This is a genomic window from Sinomonas flava, assembly GCF_039531875.1.
Classification (GTDB): Bacteria; Actinomycetota; Actinomycetes; order Actinomycetales; family Micrococcaceae; genus Sinomonas; species Sinomonas flava.
In genome coordinates, this window is record NZ_BAAAQW010000005.1 from 295,531 (window position 1) to 318,538 (window position 23,008).

At 69.7% G+C, this 23,008-nt stretch carries 22 protein-coding genes and 1 riboswitch; of the genes, 15 read left to right on the top strand and 7 right to left on the bottom strand.

The genetic code is table 11. The features are described 5' to 3' along the window. Nucleotides 1-45 precede the first annotated feature (45 nt). The 4 genes from ABD298_RS09845 to ABD298_RS09860 form a co-directional block, all read right to left on the bottom strand. Nucleotides 46-1,152: a substrate-binding domain-containing protein gene (locus tag ABD298_RS09845; protein ID WP_344299515.1), complete on the bottom strand. Its 1,107-nt coding sequence runs from the start codon at nt 1,150-1,152 to the stop codon at nt 46-48. A gap of 101 nt (nt 1,153-1,253) precedes the next feature. Then, the gene (gene mmsB, locus ABD298_RS09850) at nt 1,254-2,537 is read right to left on the bottom strand and encodes a multiple monosaccharide ABC transporter permease (protein WP_344299516.1); all 1,284 of its coding nucleotides are present in this window, start codon (nt 2,535-2,537) and stop codon (nt 1,254-1,256) included. Nucleotides 2,538-2,568: 31 nt separating this feature from the next. Beyond that, nucleotides 2,569-4,113: a multiple monosaccharide ABC transporter ATP-binding protein gene (gene mmsA, locus ABD298_RS09855; RefSeq protein WP_344299517.1), complete on the bottom strand. Its 1,545-nt coding sequence runs from the start codon at nt 4,111-4,113 to the stop codon at nt 2,569-2,571. A gap of 160 nt (nt 4,114-4,273) precedes the next feature. Continuing rightward, nucleotides 4,274-5,464 (bottom strand): ROK family transcriptional regulator, encoded by a 1,191-nt coding sequence (locus tag ABD298_RS09860; protein WP_344299778.1) that lies wholly within the window; start codon nt 5,462-5,464, stop codon nt 4,274-4,276. A gap of 129 nt (nt 5,465-5,593) precedes the next feature. On the opposite strand from ABD298_RS09860, the gene ABD298_RS09865 reads away from it, so the two are divergent. Further along, nucleotides 5,594-6,121: a gamma carbonic anhydrase family protein gene (locus ABD298_RS09865; protein WP_344299518.1), complete on the top strand. Its 528-nt coding sequence runs from the start codon at nt 5,594-5,596 to the stop codon at nt 6,119-6,121. Nucleotides 6,122-6,294: 173 nt separating this feature from the next. Here the strand turns inward: ABD298_RS09865 and purU are convergent, their stop codons facing one another. Then, nucleotides 6,295-7,143: a formyltetrahydrofolate deformylase gene (gene purU, locus ABD298_RS09870; protein ID WP_344299519.1), complete on the bottom strand. Its 849-nt coding sequence runs from the start codon at nt 7,141-7,143 to the stop codon at nt 6,295-6,297. A 5-nt stretch (nt 7,144-7,148) separates the two neighbouring features. Next, nucleotides 7,149-8,267, bottom strand: coding sequence for an NAD(P)-binding domain-containing protein (locus ABD298_RS09875; RefSeq protein ID WP_344299520.1), 1,119 nt, complete (start codon nt 8,265-8,267; stop codon nt 7,149-7,151). Nucleotides 8,268-8,364: 97 nt separating this feature from the next. Next, a riboswitch (ZMP/ZTP riboswitch) is annotated at nt 8,365-8,453 on the top strand. Between the two features lie 100 nt (nt 8,454-8,553). On the opposite strand from ABD298_RS09875, the gene glyA reads away from it, so the two are divergent. The 5 genes from glyA (at nt 8,554) to ABD298_RS09900 (ending at nt 13,200) form a co-directional block, all read left to right on the top strand. Beyond that, the gene (gene glyA / locus ABD298_RS09880) at nt 8,554-9,861 is read left to right on the top strand and encodes a serine hydroxymethyltransferase (RefSeq protein WP_344299521.1); all 1,308 of its coding nucleotides are present in this window, start codon (nt 8,554-8,556) and stop codon (nt 9,859-9,861) included. An 8-nt stretch (nt 9,862-9,869) separates the two neighbouring features. Continuing rightward, a complete protein-coding gene (locus tag ABD298_RS09885) occupies nt 9,870-10,775 on the top strand; it encodes a bifunctional methylenetetrahydrofolate dehydrogenase/methenyltetrahydrofolate cyclohydrolase (protein ID WP_344299779.1) in 906 nt (301 codons plus the stop codon). A gap of 185 nt (nt 10,776-10,960) precedes the next feature. After that, nucleotides 10,961-12,109, top strand: coding sequence for a sensor histidine kinase (locus tag ABD298_RS09890; RefSeq protein ID WP_344299522.1), 1,149 nt, complete (start codon nt 10,961-10,963; stop codon nt 12,107-12,109). Beyond that, entirely contained in the window at nt 12,106-12,771 is a 666-nt protein-coding gene (locus tag ABD298_RS09895; RefSeq protein ID WP_344299523.1) for a response regulator, read from the top strand. Before ABD298_RS09890 ends, ABD298_RS09895 begins: the two co-directional genes overlap by 4 nt. A gap of 153 nt (nt 12,772-12,924) precedes the next feature. Further along, nucleotides 12,925-13,200, top strand: a complete 276-nt coding sequence (locus tag ABD298_RS09900; protein ID WP_208711954.1) for an SHOCT domain-containing protein — start codon at nt 12,925-12,927, stop codon at nt 13,198-13,200. A gap of 137 nt (nt 13,201-13,337) precedes the next feature. Here ABD298_RS09900 and ABD298_RS09905 read toward each other — a convergent pair whose 3' ends face one another. Further along, nucleotides 13,338-14,729: an MFS transporter gene (locus ABD298_RS09905; RefSeq protein ID WP_344299525.1), complete on the bottom strand. Its 1,392-nt coding sequence runs from the start codon at nt 14,727-14,729 to the stop codon at nt 13,338-13,340. A 251-nt stretch (nt 14,730-14,980) separates the two neighbouring features. Here ABD298_RS09905 and ABD298_RS09910 point away from each other — a divergent pair, with 251 nt between their 5' ends. The 9 genes from ABD298_RS09910 (at nt 14,981) to ABD298_RS09950 (ending at nt 22,995) form a co-directional block, all read left to right on the top strand. Further along, a complete protein-coding gene (locus ABD298_RS09910) occupies nt 14,981-15,955 on the top strand; it encodes a LysR substrate-binding domain-containing protein (protein ID WP_344299526.1) in 975 nt (324 codons plus the stop codon). Nucleotides 15,956-16,038: 83 nt separating this feature from the next. Next, nucleotides 16,039-16,977 (top strand): ABC transporter ATP-binding protein, encoded by a 939-nt coding sequence (locus tag ABD298_RS09915; RefSeq protein ID WP_344299527.1) that lies wholly within the window; start codon nt 16,039-16,041, stop codon nt 16,975-16,977. Beyond that, nucleotides 16,970-17,869: an ABC transporter permease gene (locus ABD298_RS09920; protein ID WP_344299528.1), complete on the top strand. Its 900-nt coding sequence runs from the start codon at nt 16,970-16,972 to the stop codon at nt 17,867-17,869. The genes ABD298_RS09915 and ABD298_RS09920 overlap by 8 nt, the downstream gene beginning before the upstream one ends. A gap of 5 nt (nt 17,870-17,874) precedes the next feature. Then, nucleotides 17,875-18,696: an ABC transporter permease gene (locus ABD298_RS09925; RefSeq protein WP_344299781.1), complete on the top strand. Its 822-nt coding sequence runs from the start codon at nt 17,875-17,877 to the stop codon at nt 18,694-18,696. Nucleotides 18,697-18,866: 170 nt separating this feature from the next. Then, nucleotides 18,867-19,400 (top strand): hypothetical protein, encoded by a 534-nt coding sequence (locus ABD298_RS09930; protein WP_208711958.1) that lies wholly within the window; start codon nt 18,867-18,869, stop codon nt 19,398-19,400. 9 nt (nt 19,401-19,409) lie between these two features. After that, complete coding sequence (locus tag ABD298_RS09935; RefSeq protein WP_344299529.1) at nt 19,410-20,237, top strand: exodeoxyribonuclease III; 828 nt, start codon at nt 19,410-19,412, stop codon at nt 20,235-20,237. A gap of 20 nt (nt 20,238-20,257) precedes the next feature. Then, entirely contained in the window at nt 20,258-21,304 is a 1,047-nt protein-coding gene (gene trpS / locus ABD298_RS09940) for a tryptophan--tRNA ligase (RefSeq protein WP_344299530.1), read from the top strand. A gap of 4 nt (nt 21,305-21,308) precedes the next feature. Further along, entirely contained in the window at nt 21,309-21,905 is a 597-nt protein-coding gene (locus ABD298_RS09945; protein ID WP_344299531.1) for a 2'-5' RNA ligase family protein, read from the top strand. Continuing rightward, nucleotides 21,856-22,995, top strand: a complete 1,140-nt coding sequence (locus ABD298_RS09950; RefSeq protein ID WP_344299532.1) for a YihY/virulence factor BrkB family protein — start codon at nt 21,856-21,858, stop codon at nt 22,993-22,995. Before ABD298_RS09945 ends, ABD298_RS09950 begins: the two co-directional genes overlap by 50 nt. The last annotated feature ends 13 nt before the right edge of the window (nt 22,996-23,008 follow it).

Below are 23,008 nucleotides of genomic sequence, written 5' to 3' on the forward strand. Positions count from 1 at the left end.
GTGCGCTGAACGCCCAGGGGCAGGGCCCCCGGTGCCTGAGCCTGGCTACTGGGTGAGCTTGCTCAGGGTCGGGTCGTTCGCGTAGGCCTCCTTGGCGTTGGCCTTGGTCACGATGACCGGCGGGAGCAGGAACGCGGGGACGGTCTTGACGCCGTTGTTGTAGGACTTCTCGTCGTTCACGTCGACCTTCTGGCCCGCCTGGAGCTGCTTGACCATGTCGATGGCCTTGTTCACCAGGTTGCGGGTGTCCTTGTTGATCGTCGAGTACTGCTCGCCGGCCATGATCGACTTCACCGATTCGACCTCGGAGTCCTGACCGGTCACGATCGGGACCGCCTTGCCGGCGCCCTTGACCGAGGTGATGATCGCGCGGGCAAGCGTGTCGTTCGGCGAGAGCACGCCGTCGAGGTTCGCGGACGTGTAGTTCGCCGCGAGCAGCGTGTCCATGCGCTTCTGCGCGTTCTCGGCCTTCCAGCCCTGCGTCACGGCCTGCTCGAACGACTTCTGGCCCGAGACCACGTTGAGCGTCTTGTCGTCGATCTTCGGCTGGAGGACGCTCATGGCGCCGTCGAAGAACACCTTGGCGTTGGCGTCGTCGGGGGAGCCGGCGAAGAGCTCAATATTGTACGGGCCGCTGGGCTTCTTGGCCTTCATGCCGTCGAGGAGGGCCTGGCCCTGGAGCTGGCCGACCTTGTAGTTGTCGTACGCGACGTAGTAGTCCACGGCGTCCGTGTTCTTCAGCAGGCGGTCGTAGGCGATGACCGTCGCGCCCGAGGCCTTGGCCTGCTGGACCTGGGTGCCGAGCTGCGAGCCGTCGATCGCGCCGACGATGATGACCTTGGCGCCCTTGGTCACCATGGCCGAGATCTGGTTCTGCTGCTCCGACACGCCGCCATTCGCGAACTGGACGTCGCCCTTGAAGCCGGCTCCCTTGAGGCCGTCGTTGAACAGCTGCTCGGCGAGCACCCAGTTCTCCGACGTCTTCTGCGGCAGCGCGACCCCGATGAGCGCGTCCTTGGCGAAGCCGCCGGAGCCGCTGGCCCCGCCCGTCCCGCCGGAGCTGCTCGGTTCCGAGCGGCCGCAGGCCGTCAGCGCCAGTGCTGCGATGCCAACGACCGCGACGGCCCTGGCTGCCCTTGAAAACATGCGCATGTTCTCCGCTTTCTTCTGTGTGTTCGTGATGGTGTTTCGTGGGGAACTTGTGGCCGGCGCCGCGCGGGGACGCACGACGCCGTGTGGTCGGCCGAGGCGCCTCAGGCGTCCTTAGCCAGGACCTCGCTGGTCTTGGTGGTCTCGTCCGGCTGGAGCGGGGTGCCCTTGGTGCCGGTGCCGCCGCCACCGCCGCGGATGAGCAGGCCGATGATGGAGCGCTTGCCCTGCATCTTGTTGTAGACGTCGAAGGCGACTGCGGCCAGGAGCACGAGGCCCTTGATGATCGCGGTGAGGTCCGCGCCCACGCCGAGCAGCTGGAGGCCGTTGTTGAGGACCGCCATGACGAGGCCACCGACGATCGACCCGATGACCGTGCCGACGCCGCCGGTGACTGCCGCGCCGCCGATGAACACCGCCGCGATCGCGTCGAGCTCCCACCCGGTGCCGTCGAACGGGCCGGACGCCGTGGAGCGGGCCACGAAGACCATGCCGGCCAGGGCCGCGAGGATGGCCATGTTCATCATGACGAGGAAGTTGACCTTCTTGGACTGCACGCCGGAGAGCTCGGCGGCGTGGCGGTTGCCGCCGACCGCGTAGATGTGGCGTCCGATGACGGTCTTGGCCGAGATGAAGCCGTAGAGCAGGACGAGGATGCCGAGGATGATGCCCGAGACGGGGAACGAGGTGCCGGGCCGGCCGGTGGCGAAGAGGTAGGTCGCGTAGAGGATCGCGCCGCAGACGAGGACGAGCTTGGTGACGGTCACCCACAGCTCCGGGACCTCGGCCCCGAGCTCCTTCGCGATGCGGCGGTTCCGGACCTCGAAGAAGACCACCGCGGCCGCGCCGAGGAGCCCGAGGAGCAGGGTGAGGTTGTTGTAGCCCGTGTCCGGGCCGACCTCCGGGAGGAAGCCCGCGCCGATGGTCTGGAAGTCACGCGGCACGGGGATGGTGTTCGACTTGCCGATGTACTGGTTCACGCCGCGGAAGATGAGCATGCCGGCGAGCGTGACGATGAAGGCGGGGATGCCGACGTACGCGACCCAGAAGCCCTGCCACGCGCCGATCACCGCGCCGATGGCGAGGCCCAGCAGGAAGCCGACCCACGAGGGGAGGCCCCAGTCGCGGATCGCGAGGGCCACGATGATCCCCACTGCCGCCGCGACCGAGCCGACCGAGAGGTCGATGTGGCCTGCGATGATCACGAGGACCATGCCGATGGCGAGGATCAGGATGTAGGAGTTGCCATTGAAGAGGTTGATCACGTTGTCCGGGGTCAGCGTGAGACCGCCGGTCAGGATCTGGAACAGCACGATCAGCGCCACGAGGGCGAAGATCATGCCGAACTGGCGGGTGTTCCCGCCGAAGAGCTTCTTGAGGGCGTCCATGGGGTGTCCTTCGGTCTCCTGGTTCTTCGTCTCAGGCCGTCTTGCGGGTCTGGGTCATGAGCTTCATGAGGCTCTCCTGCGTGGCCTCTTCCTTGGTCAGGACCCCGGTGATGGCGCCCTCGAAGATGGTGTAGATGCGGTCCGAGAGGCCGAGGAGCTCGGGCAGCTCGGACGAGATGACGATGACGCCCTTGCCCTGGCTCGCGAGCCTCTGGATGATGCCGTAGATCTCGTACTTCGCCCCGACGTCGATGCCGCGGGTCGGCTCGTCGAGGATGAGCAGCTCGGGGTCGGTGAACATCCACTTGGCGAGGACGACCTTCTGCTGGTTGCCGCCCGAGAGCTTGGCCACCCCCTCGTCGACGCTCGGGGTCTTGGTCCGCAGCGACCGCCGGTACTCCTCCGCGACCTTGTACTCGCGGTTGCGGTCGACGACGAGCCCCCGGGTGATCTTCTTCAGCGCTGCCGAGACGGTGGTCGTCTTGATGTCGTCCAGGAGGTTCAGCCCGAGCGATTTGCGGTCCTCGGTGACGTAGCCGAGTCCGGCCTCGATGGCCTGGGCGACGGTGCGCATCCTGACCTCCTTGCCGTGCATGAAGGTCTGGCCCGAGAGGAACTTGCCGTACGAGTGGCCGAAGATGCTGCGGGCGAGCTCCGTGCGTCCGGCGCCCATGAGCCCGGCGAAGCCCACGATCTCGCCTTTGCGCACGAAGAAGCTCGAGTTCTTGCACACGAGCCGGTCGGCGACCTGCGGATGCTGGACGTTCCAGTTACGGACCTCGAACAGGACCTCGCCGATGGTGGGGGTGTGGTCAGGGAACCGGGACTCGAGCGTCCGGCCGACCATGCCCTTGATGATGCGGTCCTCGTCCACGCCGTCGGCCCTGACGTTGAGGGTCTCGATGGACTTCCCGTCGCGGATGATTGTGATCTCGTCCGCGATCTGCTCGATCTCGTTGAGCTTGTGGGAGATCATGATGCTCGTGACGCCGCGGCCCTTGAGGCCGACGATGAGGTCGAGCAGGTGCTGGGAATCCGACTCGTTCAGCGCCGCCGTCGGCTCGTCGAGGATGAGCAGCCGCACCGACTTGTTGAGGGCCTTGGCGATCTCCACGAGCTGCTGCTTGCCGACGCCGATCTCCTTGATGGGCGTGTCCGGGTCGTCGCCCAGGCCCACGCGGGCGAGCAGCTCGAGGGACCGCTTGCGGGCCTCCTTCCAGTCGATGACGCCGCGCTTGGTCGGCTCGTTGCCGAGGAAGATGTTCTCCATGATCGAGAGCTCGGGGATGAGCGCGAGCTCCTGGTGGATGATCACGATGCCCGCGTGCTCGCTGGCACGGATGTCCTTGAACTCCTGGACCTCGCCCTGGTAGACGATCTCGCCCGAGTAGGAGCCGTGCGGGTAGACACCCGAGAGCACCTTCATCAGCGTGGACTTGCCGGCGCCGTTCTCCCCGCAGATGGCGTGGATCTCGCCGGCCTTCACCTTCAGGTTGACGTTCGAGAGTGCCTTGACTCCCGGGAACTCCTTCGTGATGGACCTCATCTCGAGGATCACCGCTTCGTTCGGCGCCATGTGCCGCTGCCTCCTGGTCGAACGTCGTTGTCCGGCGGCCTGATCGGCGGCGCCGTCTGAGTAGAAAGTAAACAAGCATGCACAGGTTGCCGTCAAGCCTTTAACGCAATCATGGTGAGGTCACCGCGCGCGGTGCGTGGCCGGCGTCGGGCGCGAGCGGTCAGCGGTGGGCGATGTCCGCGTTCTGGAAGACCAGCGCGGCGGCGCCGAGCACCTCGGCGCGGGCGCCGAGCGCGGACATGGTGACGGAGGTGGTCTCGCCGATGAGCGGGACTGCGTGACGGAGCAGCCCCCGCCGTATCGGCTCGAGCAGGATTTCTCCGAGGTCGGCCAGAGGGCCGCCGATGACGATCACCTCGGGGTTGATGAGGTTGGCGACGTTGCCCAGGGCGCGGCCGACGGCGAGCCCTGCGTCATCGATGACCCGCAGCACGGCGGGGTGGCCCGCGAGCGCGCGCCGGACGATCTCGTCCGGGGTGAGCGGCTCCGGCTGGCCGCGCGAGAGGAGCTCTGACATGGTGGTCGTCGAGGCGACGGTCTCAAGGCATCCGCGGTTGCCGCAGCGGCACACGGCTCCGTGCTCGACGATGGTGGCGTGGCCGATCTCGCCGGTCACCCCGACCTGGCCGTAGAACAGGAGGCCGTTGAGGATCAGCCCGGCGCCGATGCCCGAGCCGATCTTGACGAAGACGAGGTTTTCGACGCCGCTGTGCGGGCCCCACGTGACCTCGCTCAGCGCGCCCAGGTTGGCGTCGTTGTCCACGAAGACGGGCAGGCCGAGGCGTTCCTCGAGATGCGCGAGGAGGTGGAACCCGACCCACTCCGGAAGGATGGCGCCCTGGGCCACCGTGCCCGTCCGGTGGTCGATCGGCCCTGGGATCCCGGCGCCCACGCCCACGATGTCCGCACGGCGCACGCCGGCGTCCTCCAGAAGCGAGTCCAGGAGGTCCACTGCGGCGGAGATGCTGACATCGGCCTCGTGTCCCAGCGGAAGGGTGATGTTCTCCTCCGCGAGTACTTCGTAGGCGAGGTTGGCCAGGACGACTCGCAGGTGCCGCCGCCCGAAGTCGATCCCGACCGCCACCGCCGAGTTGCTGTTGAGACGGACGCTCAAGGCCCTCCGGCCCGAACTCGTGGTCGGCTCGGTGGCGACGACGCCGGCGTCGTGCAGGACCTTGACGATGTTGGACACGGTCGCGGTGGAGAGGCCGGTCTGCCGTGACAGCTCGGCCTGCGTGGCCGGTCCCGCCATGAGGGTTTCCACGATGCGCTGCTCGTTGAGCTTTCGCAGGGCGGACTGTGAGCCCGGGTTGTCGGTGGCGCTCGTCGTCGAACGCAGCGTGGAGACCATGCGGTACAGCTTCCCCTTCATCGGTCTTGTCGTCAAGAAGTAAACGCAACAGGTGCGGCAACGGTTCCAGTCTTGCCGAACCGGCGGCCCCGCCGCGCACGGCCTGCGAGGCGCAACTACGCTGAGGGCATGAGCCCAGTCATCGAATTCGGGGGCATAGCCCCGGACATCCATCCCAGCGCCTTCGTGGCACCGACGGCGAGCATCATCGGCGATGCCCACCTCGCCGAGCACTCCAGCGCGTTCTACGGCGTCTCCGTCCGGGGCGACACCGCAGCCATCTCGGTCGGGGTGGGGAGCAACCTCCAGGACAACGTCGTCCTCCATGCGGACGCCGGCTTCCCCTGCACCGTCGGCGCCGGCGTGTCGGTGGGGCACAACGCCGTCGTGCACGGGTGCACGGTGGAGGACAACGTGCTCGTGGGGATGGGCGCGACGATCATGAACGGGGCGGTGATCGGATCGGACTCGCTCGTGGCTGCAGGCGCCGTCGTGCTCGAGGGTACTGTTGTCCCGCCGCGCTCGCTCGTCGCGGGCGTGCCTGCGAAGGTCCGTCGCGAGCTTTCTGACGAGGAGGTCGAGTCGGTGCGCCGCAACGCCACGCACTACGTCGACCTAGCGCGCGCGCACCGGCAGGCCAACGGCCACCACTCCTGACCGCCCGCCGAGGTCACCCCGTGTGGTGCCGAGGTCACCCCGTGTGGTGCCGAGGTCACCCGGTGTGGTGCCGAGGTCACCCCGTCTGGCGCGGTAAAGGGTGACCTCGGGCGCAGAGGGGGTGACCTCGGGCGCAGAGGGGGTGACCTCGGCGGCGGGGGCAGGGGGCAGGGTCAGGCGAAGACGACCGTCCGGTGCCCGTCGAGGAGCACGCGGTGCTCGGCATGCCACTGCACGGCCCTGGACAGGGTGCGGCCCTCGACGTCGCGGCCCAGCTGGACCAGCTGCTCGGCGGTCTTCGAGTGGTCCACCCGGATGACCTCCTGCTCGATGATCGGCCCCTCGTCGAGGTCGGCGGTCACATAGTGCGCCGTGGCGCCGATGATCTTCACGCCCCGCGCGTGCGCCTGGTGGTAGGGCCGGGCGCCCTTGAACGAGGGCAGGAATGAGTGGTGGATGTTGATCGCCCGGCCCTCGAGGGCGCGGCACAGGTCATCGGAGAGGATCTGCATGTACCGGGCCAACACGACGAGCTCGACCCGGTGCTCCTCGACGAGGGCGAGAAGCTTCGCCTCGGCGTCCGCCTTGGTCGCGGAGGTCACGGGCAAGTGCACGAAGGGGACCCCGTAGAACTCGGCCATCGGCGCCAGGTCGGTGTGGTTCGAGACGACGGCGGGCACCTCGATCGGCAGCGTCCCGGTGCGCTGCTGGAACAGCAGGTCGTTGAGGGTGCGCCCGTCCTTGGAGCACATGATGAGCGTGCGGACCGGCTCGCCGCCGTTGAAGATCCCGAGCTTCATCGCGAAGGCGTCCGCCACCGGCGCGAGCGAGGCCTCGAGCGCCGCCCGCTCCGAGGCGGTCTCGACCGTGACCCTCATGAAGAACGTCCCCGTGTCCGGGCTCTCATACTGGCGGGACTCGGTGATGTTGCACCCGGCGTCGAGCAGCGCGCCCGACACGGCGTGGACGATGCCGGGCCGGTCCGGGCACGAGAGGGTCACGATGAAGGTGTTGCGTTCCACGCGTCCTAGGGTACCGACGCGAGCGCGTCCTCCCGCGGAACCTGGGCGGACGACGCCGCCGCCCCGCTCGCGTCTGAGAGGAACCTCACGGCGGCCAGGGCCGCGGCGCGCCCCGCCCGGGTGGCCCCCACGGTCGAGGCGCTCGCCCCGTAGCCCACGAGGAACAGCCGGGGCTCGCGCACGACTCGCACGCCGTCGTCGGCCATGAGGACCCCGCCGCCCGGCTCGCGCACGTGGAGGGTCGCGAGGTGCCCGAGGGAGGCCCGGAAGCCCGTCGCCCAGAGGATGGCGTCGAGCTCGAGCTCGGTCCCGTCGGCGAGGACGGCACCCGAGCGGGTGATCCGCGCCAGCGGCCCCCGCGAAACCAGCACGCCCGCGTCGATCCCGGCGCGGTACTGCTCCGTGAGGGGAAGCCCGGTCGCGGCCACGACTGACAGCGGCGGCAGGCCGGCACGCGTGCGCTCGCCCACCCGGCGTTCGACGGCGACGCCCCAGTCGGCGTCGAAAGGCACCTCGGTCCACTGCGGCGGCCGCCGGGGCGACCAGACGGTCCGGGCGCCGGCGGCGTCGAGCTGGAGCAGGAACTGCGCCGCGCTTGTCCCGCCACCCACGACGAGGACCCGCTGCCCGCGGAACTCCTCCGCCGAGACGAAGTCGTGGGTGTGCAGCTGCCTGCCCTGGAAGGCTTCGCGTCCGGGGTAGTGCGGCCAGTAGGGGCTGTCCCAGGTCCCGGTGGCGTTGATGACCGTCTCCGTCCGCCATTCGCGCCCGTCGGCGGCGCGCACGAGGAGGGCGCCGCCGTCGTGCGCCCGCTCCACCCAGGCGACCCGCACGGGCCGGATCACCGGCAGCGCGAGGGCGCGCTCGTAGTCGCCGTAGTAGCGGCTCACGACGGCGGAGGCCGGCTCGTGCGGGTCCGGCGCCTCGAGCGGGACGCCGGGGAGCGGGTGGAGGCCGTGCGCGGCGTCGAACGTGAGCGAGTCCCACCGGTGGCGCCACGCTCCGCCGGGCCCCTCGTTGGCGTCGAGGACCACGAAGTCCTCCCAGGCCCGGAGCCCGCGGCGGCCGAGCCAGTACGCGGCGCTCAGGCCCGCCTGGCCCGCTCCGATGACAACTGCCTTCATCCTGTCCACCCGATCCTCCCTGAGAAGCTCACTGACATGTCAACTATCTCTTCCAACATGCGGGGGCCTCTTCCTGTTCCCGGGCGTGCAGATATGCTGGAGCGGTCGCGACTGGCGTTGGGTGGGTCACCACCGGGGAGCGGCATGCTTTTGGGACACCGCGGATCGTACGCCTGGGCCGGGGGTCGAGAAGCCGCGCCTTCATGCTCCGCCATCCAGTACCGGGCGGCGGGCAGGGCCGGTAGCCTGACCAGTAGCCTCCCGCAACCTTCGACCAGGAGATCCCGTGAGCCCCACCACTCCTACCGTGTCCACCGTCAGCAATCTCCCGCTGAGCGAAGTCGACCCCGAGATCGCGGCCGTCCTCGAGCAGGAGCTCGGCCGCCAGCGCAACACCCTCGAGATGATCGCGTCGGAGAACTTCGCGCCGCGCTCCGTCATGGAGGCCCAGGGCTCGGTCCTGACCAACAAGTACGCCGAGGGCTACCCCGGCAAGCGCTACTACGGCGGCTGCGAGTACGTGGACGTGGCCGAGAGCCTCGCGATCGAGCGCGTCAAGGCGCTCTTCGGCGCGGAGTACGCGAACGTGCAGCCGCACTCCGGTGCCCAGGCCAACGCCGCGGCGCTGTCCGCCATGATCAACCCGGGCGACAAGATCCTGGGACTCTCCCTCGCCCACGGCGGCCACCTCACGCACGGCATGAAGCTGAACTTCTCGGGCAAGCTCTACCAGGTCGCCGCGTACCAGGTCGAAGAGGACACGTTCCGGGTCGACATGGACAGGCTGCGCGAGCAGGCGCTCGCCGAGCGCCCCAACGTCATCATCGCCGGGTGGTCAGCCTACCCGCGCCACCTCGACTTCGCGGCGTTCCGCTCGATCGCCGACGAGGTCGGCGCGCTCCTCTGGACCGACATGGCCCACTTCGCCGGCCTCGTCGCCGCGGGCCTGCACCCGAGCCCCGTCCCGCACTCCCACGTGGTGACCTCGACCGTGCACAAGACCCTCGCAGGCCCGCGCTCCGGGGTGATCCTCGCGAAGGAGGAGTTCGGCAAGAAGCTCAACTCCAACGTGTTCCCGGGCCAGCAGGGCGGACCGCTCATGCACGTCATCGCGGCCAAGGCCGTCGCCTTCAAGATCGCCGGCTCCGATGAGTTCAAGGAGCGCCAGGAGCGCGTCCTCGAGGGCGCGAAGATCATCGCGGACCGCCTCAACCAGAAGGACGTGGCCGACGCCGGCGTCTCCGTCCTCACGGGCGGCACCGACGTGCACCTCGTCCTGGTCGACCTGCGCAACTCGGAGCTCGACGGCCAGCAGGCCGAGGACCTCCTCCACGAGGTCGGCATCACTGTGAACCGCAACGCGGTCCCGTTCGACCCGCGCCCGCCGATGGTCACCTCGGGCCTGCGCATCGGCACGCCGGCGCTCGCCACCCGCGGGTTCGGCGCGACCGAGTTCACCGAGGTCGCGGACATCATCGCGACCGCGCTCAAGGGCGGCGCCGGCTCCGCCGGGTCCGGCCTCGAGGCCCTGCGGGCGCGCGTGGACAAGCTCGCGAACGACTTCCCCCTCTACCCGGGGCACGAGGCGTGGTGAGCGAGACGATGGCGCCGCAGACAGAGAACCGGGCCGTCGTCCTCGACGGCCGCGCAGCCGCCGCGGAGATCAAGGCAGAGCTCGAGGAGCGTGTCGCTGCGCTCAAGGCCAAGGGCATCACCCCTGGCATCGCCACCGTGCTCGTGGGTGGGGACCCGGCCTCCCAGCTGTACGTGGGCATGAAGCACAAGCAGTCCAAGGCGATCGGGATGAACTCGATCCAGAAGGAGCTGCCGGCGGACGCCACACAGGCCGAGGTCGAAGCCCTCATCGACGAGCTCAACGCCGATCCCGGCTGCCACGGGTACATCGTGCAGCTCCCGCTGCCCAAGCATCTGGACACGGACGCGATCCTCGAACGGATCGACCCGGCGAAGGACGCGGACGGGCTCCACCCGACCAACCTCGGGCGCCTTGTGCTCAACGTCAACGGGAAGATCGACACGCCGCTGCCCTGCACGCCCCGTGGCGTCATCGAGCTCCTCGTGCGCAACGGCTACGACCTCAAGGGCAAGCACGTGGTCGTCGTTGGGCGCGGAGTCACGATCGGCCGCCCGATCCCGCTCCTGCTCACGCGCCGCGAGATCAACGCCACGGTCACGATCACCCACACCGGCACCGAGGACCTGGGCAGGCACCTGCGCGAGGCGGACGTCATCGTCGCCGGCGCCGGGGTGAAGCACATCGTCAAGGCCGAGGACGTGAAGCCCGGCGCGGCCGTGCTCGACGTCGGCGTGACCCGCGAGGACGACCCCGAGGGCGGCAAGCCGAAGGTGTTCGGCGACGTGCACCCCGATGTCGCCCAGGTCGCGGGATACCTGTCGCCCAACCCGGGCGGCGTGGGACCGATGACCGTGGCCCTGCTCATGACCAACGTGGTCGAGGCGGCCGAGCGCACCGCCGGCCTCGCCTGACTCCTCCCGCCTGGGGGTCATCTCCTGGGAGTCACCTCGGGTGACCCCCAGGAGGTGACCCCCAGAGTGCGCTCGGGGGCCCCAGAGTGCTGGCGGGCGCCTACTCCGCCGGGAGTACGCGCCCGCCGCCCGCGTTCCGTCGCGCGGACGACGACGCCGCCCCCGCGCGCGCGTAGGCTCGGCATATGCGTGGGTGGACTGAGGCGGGGCCGCGGCCCGCGTGGGCAGGCCGCCGCACGCCGTGGCCGTTCCGCGTGGCGGGCGTCGCCGTGCTCGTCCTCGTCCAGGTGCTCGGCACGCACGGCGCCGCGGTGCGCCAGCCGGACGCGCGCGCCGTCGACCTCCTCGCCGTCCTGTTCCTCGTCGCGGGGCCGGCGCTCCTGCTCGCCCTCCCGCACTGGCCGGGGCCGGCCGCCGCCGCAGCGGTGGCGGTGACCATCGCCTACTTCGCCCTCGGCTACCCGTGGGGCCCGGTCCTCGCGGCGCCCGCCATCGCCCTCGTCCTCGCGACGGCCGCCGGTGCCCGCCTCTGGACGTGGTCCGCCGGCGCGGTGTTCGTGGCGGCGGCCGCCGCATGGGCCGCCCCCAGCGGCGAATGGCTCAGGGTCGCGGCGGTCGGCGCGTGGGCCGCCGTCGTGCTCCTGCTCGGTGAGGGGCTGCGGGTCCGCCGTGAGCGGCTCGCAGCCCGGCGCCGCGAGTGGGAGGCGCACCGCCGGCAGGCGCGCGACCAGGAGCGCCTCGAGCTCGCGCGGGACATCCACGACGTGGTGGCGCACTCGCTCTCCCTCATCAACGTCCGTGCGAGCGTCGCGCTGCACCTGGCCGACCGGCGGCCCGAGGAGCTCCTCCCGGCCCTCGAGGCGATCAAGAACGCGAGCCACGAGGCGCTCGGCGAGGTCCGCGAGCTCCTCGGGGTCCTCCGGCAGGACGCCCCCGTCGGCCGCGACGAGCCCCTGGACCGGGTGCCCGCGCTCGTCGAGGATGCCCGGGGGACGGGCCTCGAGGTGACCCTGACGGCCCAGCTGGACCCGCCGCCGTCGCCCGCGATCCAGCGCATCGTGCACCGGGTGGTGCAGGAGGCGCTCACCAACACCGTGCGGCACGCGGGCGCGCGCACCGCCGGGGTGAGGATCGCGCGCGAGGGCGGCGCCGTCGTCGTGGAGGTGCACGACGACGGCTCGGGCCTGCGCGGCGCCGCTCCCGGGTCGGGGCTGACCGGGATGCGCGAGCGGGTCGAGGCGGCGGGCGGGTCCCTCACCCTGGCGGACGACGCCGGGCTGCACCTCCGCGCGGAGCTCCCCGAGGCGGGAGCCGGGGGAGGGGAGCCCCGGTGATCCGGATCCTCGTGGTGGACGACCAGGCCCTCATCCGCGCCGGATTCCGCGCGCTGCTGGACGCCGAGCCGGACATGGAGGTGGTCGGGGAGGCGGGGAGCGGATCGGCAGCGGTGGCCGAGGCGGAGCGGCTCGCGCCCGACGTCGTCCTCATGGACATCCGCATGCCAGGCGGCGATGGCCTCGAGGCCACCCGGGCCATCCTCGGTGCGCATCGTGAGGGCCTCAAGGTCATCATCCTGACCACGTTTGAGCTGGACGACTATGTCACCGGCGCGATCCGCGCCGGGGCGAGCGGCTTCCTGGTCAAGGACACCGAGCCCGAGGACCTCGTCCGCGCGGTGCGGGCCGTGCACGACGGCGACGCGATGCTCTCGCCGTCGGTGACCCGCAGGCTCCTCACCCGGCTCGCAGCGGAGGGGCCGGCCGAGCGGGCCGAGCCGATCGACGTCGGCCTGCTCACCGAGCGCGAGCGGGAGGTGGTGGCACTGGTGGGCCAGGGGCTCAACAATGCCGAGATCGCCGAGCGGCTCTTCATCACGCCCCTGACCGCTAAGACGCATGTCTCCCGGGCGATGACGAAGCTGGATCTCCGGGACCGGGCGCAGCTCGTGGTCCTCGCCTACGAGTCGGGGCTGGTACGGCCGGGGTGGCTGGCGTGAGGGCTGGGACGTGTGTGCTCCCGGCGGTGCTCCCGCGGGAGTAGGGGGCCGGCCGAAGTGTCTCCCGGCGGCCGACGCGCCCTGCGGCCGCGGCGCGAAGACTGGAGTCAGCGGCTGAAGGACAGCCGATGTCGAGTCAAGGAGGCGTGCGCCATGAACGCAGCACTCATCGCCACCCAGAATGCCGCGGACCACTGGGGAGGGCCCTGGTTCCCCTGGTTCCTGCTCTTCCCGCTGTTCTGGTTCCTCGTCCTGATCCTCTTCTTCGTGTTCGCGCGCCGCTTCTGGTGGCGGCGGCACTGGCAGGAGGCGTCCGGGGCGGGGGCTGAGTCGGTGCTCCGCGAGCGGTACGCCCGCGGCGAGATCGACGAGACGGAGTACCGGCAGCGGCTCGAGGTCCTGAGGGCGGACCGCGGAAAGTCCCGGTGACCCCAGCCGTCTGGGGGTCACATCCTGGGGGTCACACTCTGAAGGTCAGACTCTGAAGGTCAGGTTCTGGAGGTCACGTGAAGTGACCTCCAGAACCTGACCTTCAGGACGTGACCCTCAGACGGGGGGACGGGGTGTCAGGCCTTCGCGGCCTCGGTGGCGGCGGGCGCGGAGCGGGGGCCGAAGACCGTGGCGCCCGTGGCCTGCTCCGCCTCGTGGTCCGGGCCGAGCGGAATGCCCCGCCGGTCGCGGAGCATCAGGACCGCGGCGATGGAGATGACCGTCATCACGAGGAGGTAGGCCGAGACGGCTGCGGTGGTGCCGGTCTCCTGGAGCAGGGCCTGGGCGATGGTGGGCGCGAAGGCGCCGCCGAGGATGGCGCCGATCGCGTACGAGATCGAGACGCCGGAGAACCGGACCGAGGCGGGGAAGATCTCGGAGTACCAGGCCGCCTGCGGGCCGTAGGTGAGCCCGAGTCCGATGGAGAACAGGACCAGGCCGGCGTAGAGGCCGCCGAGGTTGCCGATGTTGACGAACCAGAACAGCGGGAAGACCATGAGCGCCTGGAACACGAACCCGATGAGGTAGGTGGCCTTGCGGCCGATCCTGTCGGCGAGGATCCCGGCGACGAGCGTCGAGACGAACCACATGGCGGACGCGACGGTCGCGGCGAGCAGTACGGCGGTGGAGTCTATCTTGAGCCGGCCCGTGGCGTAGCCCTGGATGAAGCCGCCGGTGGTCATGTAGCCCGCGGCGTTGTTGCCGACGAAGACAAGCGAGGCGAGGACCACGAGGTGCCAGTGCTTGCGGAACAGGGCCACGATCGGCACCTTGGTCTGCTGGCCGCGCTCGGCGATCTCAGCGAAGACGGGGCTCTCCTCGACCGCACGCCGCACGAAGTAGCCGACCACGATCAGCACGACGCTGAGCAGGAACGGCACGCGCCAGCCCCACTCGAGGAACGCCTTGCCGGGGGAGACGAGCCCCGTCATGATCGCCATGACCCCGGAGGCGAGGAGCATGCCGAGCGGGACGCCGAGCTGCGGGAACGCGCCGGCAAGGCCGCGGCGGTGGTTGGGAGCATGTTCGACAGCCATGAGGACTGCCCCGCCCCACTCGCCGCCGGCGGAGACGCCCTGGAGGATGCGCAGGAGCAGCAGCAGGATGGGCGCGGCCATGCCGACCTGGGAGAACGTCGGCAGCACGCCGATGAGGGTGGTCGCAGCGCCCATGAGGATCAGGGTGATGACGAGCATCGCACGCCGGCCGATCACGTCTCCGAAGTGGCCGGCGAGGAAGGCCCCGAGCGGGCGGAAGAGGAAGCTGATGCCGACGGTGGCGAACGAGAGCAGGAGGGCGATGTCGTTGCCCGCCGGCTTGAAGAAGAGCTCGGCGAACACGAGGGCCGCGCCGGTGGCGTAGATGAAGAAGTCGTACCACTCGATGGTGGTTCCGATGATCGTGGCGAACGCTACGCGTCGCTGGTTCGCTGCGGAGGATGGGGCTGAGGCTGCGCCGGGTGTGGTCATTGCGTGTCTGTCCTTGGGGTGCCGGCATCGTCGGTGATGCCACTCGGATGCGGTCTCGCCGCAGGGTGCGAAGGGTTGTGTCAGCAGAGCCCTCATGGGGCGGACTGAGGAAAGGACGGTAAGACCCATCGTGGCCTATACCACTTCCTCGTGTAAACTTCAGAGAATCGGCAAAGTACTTCGGTCTAACTTAACTTAAGCGACTCAACTTGGCTGGTGCGGCCGTCGCTCCTTCCCGTCTGGAGGTCCTCATGGCAGACGTGACGCTCAGGCAGCTCGAGCTCTTCGCGGCGCTGCCGGACTACGAGACGCTCAGCGCCGCCGCGGTCCACCTGCACATCTCGGAGTCCGCGCTGTCGCAGGCCATCACCGGGCTGGAGAGGACGGTGGGCGAGCAGCTGTGCGTGCGCCGCAAGGCCCGCGGCTTCGCGCTGACCCCCGCCGGCCAGCACTTCGCCACCCAGGCGCGCCGGATCCTCGCGGACACCCGCGAGCTCGTCCTGGATACCCAGAGCGGGGGGAAGCTGCGCGGCCCCGTTAAGCTGGGCTGCTTCGCGAGCTTCGCGACGAGCATCGTGCCCGCCGTCGTGGACGGCTTTCCCCGCCGGCATCCCGGGATCGACCTCGAGATCACCGTCGGGACCCACGAAGACCTCCTGCCGGACCTCGAGGCAGGCAAGCTCGACGTCGCGATCGTCTACGACCTCTTCCTCCCGGCTGGCTACCGGCACCGGGAGATCTATGCGACGGAGCTCGAGGCGCACCTGCACCCCGACCACCCGCTCGCGGCGAGGGACGCCGTCGACCTCGCCGACCTCGCCGACGAGCCCCTCGTCATGTACGAGGCGCGCCCCAGCATCGAGAACACGCTTCAGGCGTTCGCGGCGCGCGGGCTCACGCCGCGCGTGGCGGCGCGGGTGCCGCAGATCATCCTCGTCCAGGCGCTCGTGGGCCGCGGGGTGGGCTATGGGCTGCTCATGTCCCGCCCGAACACGACCGCGACCTCCGTTGAAGGCCGTCCGATCGCGGTGCGCCCCATCGAGCCTTCGGCGACGCGCACGAACGTCGTGGCCATCTGGCCCGAGGACATGGACCTCACGCCGCGCGCCGCGGCCCTCCTGGACTACGCGGTCGAGATCCTGGGCTGCTACGGGCGCCAGGCCGGGCACGACGGCGCGGGGTCGCCCGCCGCGGCGGCCGGCAGCCCGCGTGACACGCGGGGGTGAAACGTTCGTTGTGAGACCTGCCGCGCGGCACTAGAGTGCGAGAGGTGTCACGCTGTGGTGCCATGCAACTCGGGGGGAGTGCAGTGGGAGAGGCGACGAGCAATGCCGTCATCTCGGCACGCCACCTGACGAAGTCCTTCGGCGAGGTCACAGCGGTCGATGGCATCTCCTTCGACGTCGCTGCCGGCGAGTCCTTCGGCCTGCTCGGGCCCAACGGCGCCGGCAAGTCCACGACGATGCGCATGATCGGCGGAGTGAGCCAGCGGACCTCCGGGCAGCTCACCATCATGGGCATGGATCCCGAGCTGCAGGGTCCCGAGGTGCGCGCCCATCTGGGGGTCGTGCCCCAGCAGGACAACCTCGACGAGGAACTCCGCGTCCGCGACAACCTCATCATCTACGGCCGCTACTTCGGCCTCCCCACCGCGTACCTCAAGCGCCGGGCCGACGAACTCCTCGCCTTCGCCCAGCTCGAGGACAAGGCCGGGGCGCGCGTCGATTCGCTGTCCGGGGGCATGAAGCGCCGCCTGACGATCGCCCGTTCGCTCGTGAACGAGCCGACGATCCTCCTCCTCGACGAGCCCACCACGGGCCTCGACCCCCAGGCCCGGCATGTCCTGTGGGATCGGCTGTTCCGCCTCAAGGAGCAGGGGGTCACGCTCGTCCTCACGACCCACTACATGGACGAGGCCGAGCAGCTGTGCGACCGGCTCATCGTCGTGGACAAGGGCCGGATCATGGCGGAGGGGTCGCCGCCCGCGCTCATCCGCGAGCATTCGAGCCGCGAGGTTCTCGAGCTGCGGTTCGGCGCGGAGCGCAATGCCGCGGTCCTCGGGCAACTCGAGGGGGTGGGGGAACGCACCGAGCTGCTCCCGGACCGCGTCCTGGTCTACACGCACGACGGCGAGTGGTCCCTCGAGCAGGTCCGGGCGCGGGGGCTGCGGCCGCTCACCTCGCTCGTGCGCCGCGCATCGCTCGAGGACGTGTTCCTCCGGCTGACGGGCCGGTCGCTCGTTGACTGACCAGCGTGCACCGGCCGGAGGCCGTCCAGCCGCGCGGGACACCCGCGCCCGGCACCGCTCCAGCCTTGTGCGCGCGCACGGCCCCGGCGTCTCGGCCGCCAGGGCCAGACGCTGGGGCGCCCTGTACTTCGCCGAGCACATGCTTCGCAGGATGCGCGCCTACCTCGTCACCATCGTCGTGACCAGCGTGGGCAACCCGCTCCTGTACCTCTTCTCGATGGGCGTGGGGCTGGCCACGATCGTGGACCGGTCCGGCACCGGCTCCGCGGCGTTCGACGGCGTCGGGTACCTCGCGTACGCTGCCCCCGCACTGCTGGTGTCCAGCGCCGTCCTGACGTGCGCCAACGAGATGATGTACCCGGTGATGGACGGCTTCAAGTGGCGCCGCGTCTACTACGGGCCGCACGTGACCCCGCTCGCCCCGGGCCAGCTCGCGACGGGCCACATCCTCGCGGTGGGCGTCCGCCTGCTGGTCCAGTGCCTCGTGTTCTTCCTCATCATGCTCGCGTTCGGCGCGGCACCCGGCCCGTGGGCGTTCCTGCTCGTGCCGCTCGGCGTCCTCACCGGGATGGCGTTCGGCGCCCCGGTCATGGCGTACTCCGCATACATCGAGAAGGAGAACTTCCAGTTCTCCATGATCCAGCGCTTCGTCATCATGCCGCTGTTCCTGTTCTCCGGCACCTTCTATCCGCTCGAGACCATGCCCGCGGGAATGCAGTGGATCGGTTGGATCTCGCCCCTGTGGCATGGGAGCCAGCTCGCGCGCATCGCCTCGTACGGCCTGAGCCTCCCCGCCTGGCTCGTCGGCGTGCACCTCGGCTACCTCGCCGCGCTCGGGGTCCTGGGAATCTGGTGGGCGCGCCGGAACTACACGAGGAGGATGAGCACGTGACCCTCATGGCCAACCGCTCCGGCGCCACTGCTACCGGGCGGGGCCTGCTCGGGGGGCTGTACGCGGGGAACGCACGCGCCGTCGTCGAACGCGGATTCCGGGTCATCAAGAGCCAGAACTGGATCATCCTTGTCTCCGGGTTCTTCGAGCCGGTGTTCTACCTGCTGTCCATGGGAGTAGGCCTAGGCTCCCTGGTCGGCACGGTCGAGGGGCCGGGCGGGACGCCGATCTCGTACGCCGCGTACATCGCGCCGGCGCTGCTCGCAGTCTCGGCAATGAACGGTGCCATCTACGACTCGACATGGAATGTGTTCTTCAAGATGCACTTCGGCAAGCTCTACCAGGGCATGCTCTACACGTCGCTGGGGCCGCTCGACATCGCCATGGGGGAGATCCTCATGGCGCTGTTCCGGGGCTTTCTGTATGCGCTGGGCTTCACGGGAGTCATGGCGGCGATGGGACTGATCACGACCCCCTGGGCCCTCCTCCTCGTGCCGGCGTCGGTCATGGTGGCGTTCGGGTTCGCGTCGTTCGGGATGGCGGTGACCAGCTACATGAAGACCTTCCAGCACATGGATCTGATCACCTTCGTCATGCTGCCGATGTTCCTCTTCTCCGCGACCTTCTATCCGCTCTCGGTGTACCCGAAGCCGATCCAGTGGATCGTCGAGGCGTTCCCCCTCTGGCACGGTGTGGAGCTGATGCGGCAGATCAGCGTAGGCGTCTTCACGGGCTCGACCTGGGTCCACCTTCTCTACTACGCAGGCATGATCCTCTGCGGAGTCGCCTTCACGACTCTCAGGCTCCGGGCCCTCTTCCTCCGCTGACGCCGAGGTCACCCCGTGTGACGCCGAGGTCACCTGGTGTGGCTGTAAGCGGGGTGACTTCGCGCACACAGGGGGTGACCTCGGGCGCACACGGGGTGACTTCGCGCTCACAGGGGGTGACTTCGGCGTACGGGACGGGGGCGCCTACCGTGTCTGGAAGAATGGGAGGCATGCAGAGTCTCGGCCCCCAGAACCCGTCCATCCAGTCCGGCGCCGGCGCCCAAGCCCGCCGTGGAGGAGGCTTCAGGATCGGTGCGCTGGGCCTGTCGGTCCTCGTCCTGGCCTTCCTCGTCGCCGTGATCTTCGCCGCCAACCAGAACGATGTCATCGGCTGGATCGTGGTCATCGTGTCCTTCGGCTGGCTCGCCTTCGCGACGTTCGTGTTCCTGACGGTCCGGAGCGCGGGGCGCCGCGCCCAGGAGCGCTTCGAGCGCGCGGCCGAGAAGCTGACGGGCCGGGCGCCGTCGCTCGCCGGGACTGCAGGGGAGGCGCGCTCGGTCGACGACGTCCGCGACCTCAAGCTCGACCATTCGTTCAAGATCATCCAGGTCCAGGAGCGCGTGATCCGGGAGAACCTCGGGGGCGACCCCGAGATGGTGGCGCGTGCCCTCGAGACCATCCAGATCACGGCGTCGAACGCCCGTGACATGCTCCGTCCCGACGATGACACTCCCGTCTCCGGGACCGTCGTCGACGAGGGGTAGAGTGGCTAGGTGAGTTCCACGGAGGCGGCCCCCAAGGACGGGGCTGTGCGCATCGCGACTGTCAACGTCAACGGGCTCCGAGCGGCGTGGCGCAAAGGCATGCCGGAGTGGCTGGAGCCGCGGGACGTCGACATCCTGTGCCTGCAGGAGGTCCGCGCACCCGACCCGACCGTCCACGAGTGCTTCGACGGCTGGCATGTGCTCCACGCGGAAGCGGACGCCAAGGGGCGCGCGGGCGTGGCGATCGCCTCGCGCGAGGCGCCCACCGAGACCCGCATCGGGATCGGCGACGACTACTTCGCGACCGCCGGCCGCTGGATCGAGGCGGATTTCGCGCTCGACGGCGGGCGGCAGCTCACGGTGGTGAGTGCCTACGTCCATTCCGGCGAGGTCGGCACCCCCAAGCAGGACGACAAGTTCCGCTTCCTCGACGTGATGCTCAAGCGGCTCCCGGAGCTGGCGGAGTACTCCGACTACGCGCTCGTGGTCGGGGACCTGAACGTGGGCCACACCCCGCTGGACATCCGCAACTGGAAGTCAAACCAGAAGCGGGCCGGCTTCCTGCCCGAGGAGCGGGCCTACTTCGACCGCTTCTTCGGCCAGGAGATCGGGTGGCGGGACGTGCACCGGGACCTGGCCGGTCAGGTCGACGGCCCCTACACCTGGTGGTCCCAGCGCGGCAAGGCGTTCGACAACGACGCCGGGTGGCGCATCGACTACCACATGGCGACGCCGGCCCTCGCGGACGTGGCGCGGAACGCCGTCGTGGACCGCGCGAGCGCGTGGGACACCCGATGGTCCGACCATGCCCCCCTCGTGATCGACTACAAGCTCTAGACACCGGAAGCGCCTACTCCATGACCTCCAACGCTCCCGCCGCGCGCCAGCGGCTCCTGTCCGGCATGCAGCCCTCGGGCGACTCGCTCCACCTCGGCAACTATCTCGGCGCCCTCGTGAACTGGGTCGCGCAGCAGGACGAGTATGACTGCTTCTACTTCATCCCCGACCTCCACGCGATCACGGTGCCGCAGGACCCCACGGAGCTGCGCCACCGCACCCGCCTCACCGCGGCCCAGTACATCGCCGGCGGGATCGACGTCGAGAAGTCCACGCTGTTCGTGCAGTCGCACGTCCCGGAGCATGCCCAGCTCGCGTGGGTCCTCATGTGCCTCACCGGCTTCGGCGAGGCCTCCCGCATGACGCAGTTCAAGGACAAGTCGGCCCGCCACGGGCACGACGCCGCGAGCGCCGGCCTCTTCACGTACCCGATGCTCATGGCGGCGGACATCCTCCTGTACAAGCCGTACGGCGTCCCCGTGGGCGAGGACCAGCGGCAGCACCTCGAGCTCGCCCGCGACCTGGCGCACCGCTTCAACACGCGGTTCGGCGAGACGTTCACGGTCCCGGAGCCGCTCATCCCGCGCACCTCGGCGAAGATCTACGACCTGCAGAATCCCACGGCCAAGATGTCCAAGTCCGCCGAGTCCCCGAACGGACTCATCAACCTCCTGGACGATCCGAAGGTCACCGCGAAGCGGATCAAGTCCGCGGTGACGGACGCGGAGACGGAGATCCGCTTCGACCGCGAGGCGAAGCCCGGGGTGTCGAACCTCCTGAGCATCTACTCGACCGTTACGGGCCGCAGCATCCCCGAGCTCGAGGCCGCGTACGAGGGCAAGATGTACGGCCACCTCAAGGTGGACGTGGCCGAGGCGGTCGTGGACACGCTCGCCCCGATCAAGGCCCGCACCGAGGAGCTGCTCGAGGATCCGGCCGAGCTCGACCGGCTGCTCGCCGTCGGTGCCGCCAAGGCCCGTGAGATCGCCGTGCCGGTCCTCGCCGAGGTCTACGAGCGCGTCGGCTTCCTGCCCGCACTGGCTCCGGCGGCCGCGGCCCTCGCCTGAGGCCATGCCGGACTTCGAGGAAGGCACCGAGCCCGACGGCGTCGCCCCCGCCGGTCCGACGAGTCCTCTCGTCGGGGTCATCCTGGGATTCCCTGACAGGGTCGCCGCCGAGCTGCGGGCCTGGCGGGCCTCGTTCGGCGACCCCATGGCCGACCTCATCCCGGCGCACATCACGCTCGTGACCACGACGGCGACCGACGACTGGGACGCGGCCGTCCGCCACGTCCGGTCGGTGGCGCGGCGTGCCCGCCCGTTCACGGTGGGGCTGAAGGGAACCGGCTCGTTCCGCCCCGTCTCTCCCGTGGTGTACCTGAACGTGCTCGATGGGTTCGACCAGTGTGTCCGGCTGCACGAGGAGCTCCAGCAGGGACCCTTGGAGCGGGACCTTCCGTTCCCGTACCACCCGCACGTGACGGTCGCCCACGACGTGCCGGCGGAACGCCTCGACGAGGCAGAAACCGCCCTCGGGTCCTACTCCGAATCCTTCACCGTGGCTAGCATGGGCCTGTACGAGCACGACGCCGACGGATTCTGGCAGCTGAGGGAAGAGCTTGACTTTGGCACAGGAGCAGCGAAGACCGAAGGGCCGGACGCCGGCTGACGATCCCCTGCCGACCGAGAGGGCCAAGCTCCGGCTCGACGTGCTCCACAAGAGGCAGGATGTCGGCAGGGCCCGGCGTGAGGGCGGCCTGCCGAAGCAGGCGTTGGCGGTCGTGATGTGGCTCGTGGCCAGGATCAAGGCGCTGCTGCCCGTGAGGGCATTCCAGCACTACTCGCTCCAGCATGGCCCCCTCATGAGTGCCGGCATCGGCTTCCGCATGTTCTTCTCCATCTTCGGCCTCCTCGCCACCGGCTTCTCCTTCGCGGCCCTCGTCCTGGCCGGGAACCCGGCCCTGATGGACACTGTGGTGAAGAACGTTGCGAAGGCGGCGCCGGGCCTGTTGAAGGTCAACGGCGGCGACGGCCTGGTCGATCCCCAGCAGCTGCTCAACCCGACCGGCCTCAGCGTCACCGCCATCATCGCAACCCTCGTCACCGTCTTCTCGTCCCTTGGGTGGATCACCGGCCTGCGCGACGGCCTCCGGGGAGTCTTCGGGCTCGGGCCGATCAAGGCGAACGCAGTCCTCGTGAAGGTCAGGGACATTGGCACGCTGCTCCTCCTGGGCGTCCTGCTTGTGCTCACCTCCGCCGTGAGCGTGGTGTTCACGGCGGCCTTGGACTTCATCGCCCAGCAGCTGGGAATCGACGGCGCCTTCGTGCGGCCCGTCGGCTGGTTGGTGGGCCTGGCCGTGCCGCTCGCGCTCAATGTGCTGACGGCGTTCATCCTGTTCCGCTTCGCGGGCTGGCTCCAGATCTCTCGCAGGGCACTCATCGAGGGGACCATCCTCGCGGGCGTCGGGACGTCGATCCTCCAGGCCTTCAGCACTCAGCTACTGGCCCGGGCCGGGTCCAACCCGCTTCTTGCGCCGTTCGCGATCGTGGTCGGCCTCCTCATCTGGTTCAACCTCGTGAGCCAGGTGTACCTGGTCTCGGCGGCATGGAGCGCGGTCCGGGAGGCCGACTTCACCGCGGCCACCCGCCACGCCGAACGGCATCCGGAGGCTTTCGGTTCCGGCCGCCCTGCGCTTCACGCCTCGGCCGCGTGGATCGCCTCCCTCAGGAGAGGCGGGCGCGGGGCCGCAGTCCGGTAGGCCGAAGAGCCGC

What these genes read in the sequence shown, in the direction of transcription:
- ABD298_RS09845 (WP_344299515.1), bottom strand. Translation starts at nt 1,152, where the DNA reads ATGCGCATGTTTTCAAGGGCAGCCAGGGCCGTCGCGGTCGTTGGCATC.
- mmsB (WP_344299516.1), bottom strand. Translation starts at nt 2,537, where the DNA reads ATGGACGCCCTCAAGAAGCTCTTCGGCGGGAACACCCGCCAGTTCGGC.
- mmsA (WP_344299517.1), bottom strand. Translation starts at nt 4,113, where the DNA reads ATGGCGCCGAACGAAGCGGTGATCCTCGAGATGAGGTCCATCACGAAG.
- ABD298_RS09860 (WP_344299778.1), bottom strand. Translation starts at nt 5,464, where the DNA reads ATGGTCTCCACGCTGCGTTCGACGACGAGCGCCACCGACAACCCGGGC.
- ABD298_RS09865 (WP_344299518.1), top strand. Translation starts at nt 5,594, where the DNA reads ATGAGCCCAGTCATCGAATTCGGGGGCATAGCCCCGGACATCCATCCC.
- ABD298_RS09875 (WP_344299520.1), bottom strand. Translation starts at nt 8,267, where the DNA reads ATGAAGGCAGTTGTCATCGGAGCGGGCCAGGCGGGCCTGAGCGCCGCG.
- ABD298_RS09885 (WP_344299779.1), top strand. Translation starts at nt 9,870, where the DNA reads ATGGCGCCGCAGACAGAGAACCGGGCCGTCGTCCTCGACGGCCGCGCA.
- ABD298_RS09890 (WP_344299522.1), top strand. Translation starts at nt 10,961, where the DNA reads ATGCGTGGGTGGACTGAGGCGGGGCCGCGGCCCGCGTGGGCAGGCCGC.
- ABD298_RS09900 (WP_208711954.1), top strand. Translation starts at nt 12,925, where the DNA reads ATGAACGCAGCACTCATCGCCACCCAGAATGCCGCGGACCACTGGGGA.
- ABD298_RS09905 (WP_344299525.1), bottom strand. Translation starts at nt 14,729, where the DNA reads ATGACCACACCCGGCGCAGCCTCAGCCCCATCCTCCGCAGCGAACCAG.
- ABD298_RS09910 (WP_344299526.1), top strand. Translation starts at nt 14,981, where the DNA reads ATGGCAGACGTGACGCTCAGGCAGCTCGAGCTCTTCGCGGCGCTGCCG.
- ABD298_RS09925 (WP_344299781.1), top strand. Translation starts at nt 17,875, where the DNA reads ATGGCCAACCGCTCCGGCGCCACTGCTACCGGGCGGGGCCTGCTCGGG.
- ABD298_RS09930 (WP_208711958.1), top strand. Translation starts at nt 18,867, where the DNA reads ATGCAGAGTCTCGGCCCCCAGAACCCGTCCATCCAGTCCGGCGCCGGC.
- trpS (WP_344299530.1), top strand. Translation starts at nt 20,258, where the DNA reads ATGACCTCCAACGCTCCCGCCGCGCGCCAGCGGCTCCTGTCCGGCATG.
- ABD298_RS09945 (WP_344299531.1), top strand. Translation starts at nt 21,309, where the DNA reads ATGCCGGACTTCGAGGAAGGCACCGAGCCCGACGGCGTCGCCCCCGCC.